We start from the raw sequence: 2,467 nt of genomic DNA, 5'->3' as shown, positions 1-2,467 counted from the left end.
GCCGGCAAGCCGGCTCCTACAAGTGTGGGAGCCGGCTTGCCGGCGATGAATTCAACACTGTTTTCAACCTGAACCACCATAAGGCTGCCGCCATGCGCCCCGCCCGTGCCCTGATCGACCTCCAAGCCCTCCGTCACAACTACCGTCTGGCCCGTGAACTGACTGGCGCCAAAGCCCTCGCCGTGATCAAGGCCGATGCCTACGGCCACGGTGCCGTGCGTTGCGCCCTGGCGCTGGAGGAAGAAGCCGATGGCTTTGCCGTGGCCTGCATCGAGGAGGCGCTGGAGCTGCGCGCAGCCGGCATCAAGGCCCCGGTGCTGTTGCTCGAAGGCTTTTTCGAAGCCAGCGAACTGGCACTGATTGCTGAGCATGACCTGTGGTGCGTCGTACATTCGCTGTGGCATCTCGAGGCCATCGAGAAGACCCAGGTGAGCAAGCCGCTCACGGTCTGGCTCAAGCTCGACAGCGGCATGCACCGGGTTGGCCTGCACCCCAAGGACTATCACGACGCCTACCAGCGCCTGCTGGCCAGCGGCAAGGTTTCGCGCATCGTGCTGATGAGCCACTTCGCCCGCGCCGACGAACTGGATGCCGACGCCACCGCCCAGCAGATCGCCGTGTTCGATGCCGCCCGCCAAGGGCTGGCCGCTGAATGCAGCCTGCGCAACTCGCCCGGCGTGCTGGCCTGGCCCCAGGCCCCGAGCGATTGGGTGCGCCCCGGCATCATGCTGTATGGCGCCACGCCCTTCGAGGTCGAACAGGCCCAGGCCGAGCGCCTGCAGCCGGTCATGACCCTGCAATCGCGGGTGATCAGCGTGCGTGAACTGCCAGCTGGCGAACCAGTAGGCTATGGCGCCAAGTTCATCAGCCCTCGCCCGACCCGCGTGGGCGTGGTCGCCATGGGTTATGCCGACGGCTACCCGCGCCAGGCGCCCACCGGCACGCCAGTGATGGTCGCCGGCAAGCGCAGCCAGCTGATCGGCCGCGTCTCCATGGACATGCTGTGCATCGACCTGACCGATGTGCCCGAGGCCACCATCGGCAGCCCGGTCGAGCTGTGGGGCAAGCAGGTGCTGGCCAGTGAGGTGGCCATGCACGCCGGCACCATTCCTTACCAGATCTTCTGCAACCTGAAGCGGGTGCCGCTGGACTATTACGGCGAATAAGGCGCCGAAGCGGACAGTGTGCGGGGCGGTGTGTTGTAAATACTGAACGGCATTGCCATGATATCGTTCACATCCACCCCGTCATCTCACCGTTTCAGGAGGCTCCAGCTTTGGACGTCGGCGAACGACTGCAAGTCATCCGCAAGCTCAAGGGCCTGTCCCAGCGCGAACTCGCCAAGCGTGCGGGTGTGACCAACAGCACCATCTCGATGATCGAGAAAAACAGCGTGAGCCCCTCGATCAGTTCGCTACGCAAGGTGCTGAGCGGTATCCCCATGTCCATGGTCGAGTTCTTCTCGGTCGAGCTGGAACCTGAAAGCCCCACCCAGATCGTCTACAAGGCCCATGAGCTGATCGACATTTCGGACGGCGCGGTGACCATGAAGCTGGTGGGCAAATCGCACCCCAACCGGGCGATCGCGTTTCTCACCGAGGTTTATCCCCCGGGTGCCGACACCGGTGCCGAAATGCTCACCCACGATGGCGAGGAAACCGGCATCCTGCTCGAAGGCCGGCTCGAACTGGTGGTGGGCAACGAGATCTTCATCCTCGAAGAGGGTGACAGCTACTACTTCGAAAGCACCCGCCCGCACCGCTTTCGCAACCCGTTCGACCAACCAGCCCGGCTGATCAGCGCGGCCACGCCGTCGAATTTTTGATCCAGCGCAGTGCATTGTTTCGGCAATACCCCTTTCCCGAGTGGGGTCGTTTCACGGCCTCCAGGTTGCCGCTATACTTTTCAACGCTCGCATTACCGTGGCCGCGGGCATGATTAGCCACCATGAGGGTGTTCGCGTGAACCAAATCAAGAAGATGCTGGCCGTACCAGCAGCCGTACTCGCCCTTTGGGCACTGGGCGCAACCGCAGCGACCAACGATGACATTGCCAAACGCCTGGAGCCGGTTGGCCAGGTGTGCGTCCAGGGGCAGGAGTGCAAGGGCATGGAAGTGGCCGCCGCGGCGAGTGGGGGCGGAGCCAAGACACCGGATGAAGTCATCGCCAAGCATTGCAATGCCTGCCATGGCAGCGGCCTGCTGGGCGCGCCGAAGATTGGCGACACGGCGGCGTGGAAAGAACGTGCCGATCACCAGGGCGGGCTCGACGGCATCCTGGCCAAGGCCATTACCGGGATCAATGCCATGCCGCCGAAGGGCACCTGCGCGGATTGCTCGGATGACGACCTGAAAGCGGCGATCAAAAAGATGTCCGGGCTGTGAGTCACAGCTGAATACCACAGGGCCCGCCTTTTTTGGCGGGCTTTGTTTTTTGCGTCGTCAGTACCGGCCTTATCGCCGGCAAG

The 2,467-nt window shown here is 63.3% G+C and carries 3 protein-coding genes; all 3 read left to right on the top strand.

Annotation, left to right across the window (positions count from 1 at the left end):
• Nucleotides 1-92: 92 nt before the first annotated feature.
• Nucleotides 93-1,166, top strand: coding sequence for an alanine racemase (alr, locus tag PMI38_RS26065; RefSeq protein ID WP_043274130.1), 1,074 nt, complete (start codon nucleotides 93-95; stop codon nucleotides 1,164-1,166).
• A gap of 110 nt (nucleotides 1,167-1,276) precedes the next feature.
• A complete protein-coding gene (locus PMI38_RS26060; protein ID WP_008101177.1) occupies nucleotides 1,277-1,825 on the top strand; it encodes a cupin domain-containing protein in 549 nt (182 codons plus the stop codon).
• Between the two features lie 154 nt (nucleotides 1,826-1,979).
• Nucleotides 1,980-2,384, top strand: coding sequence for a c-type cytochrome (locus tag PMI38_RS26055; protein ID WP_043274129.1), 405 nt, complete (start codon nucleotides 1,980-1,982; stop codon nucleotides 2,382-2,384).
• Nucleotides 2,385-2,467: the final 83 nt, after the last annotated feature.

Origin of the sequence: Pseudomonas sp. GM84 (genome assembly GCF_000282535.1) — a bacterium.
Classification (GTDB): Bacteria; Pseudomonadota; Gammaproteobacteria; order Pseudomonadales; family Pseudomonadaceae; genus Aquipseudomonas.
The sequence above is the reverse complement of the archived record's forward strand: the minus strand, read 5'-3'. Positions and strand labels throughout refer to the sequence as shown.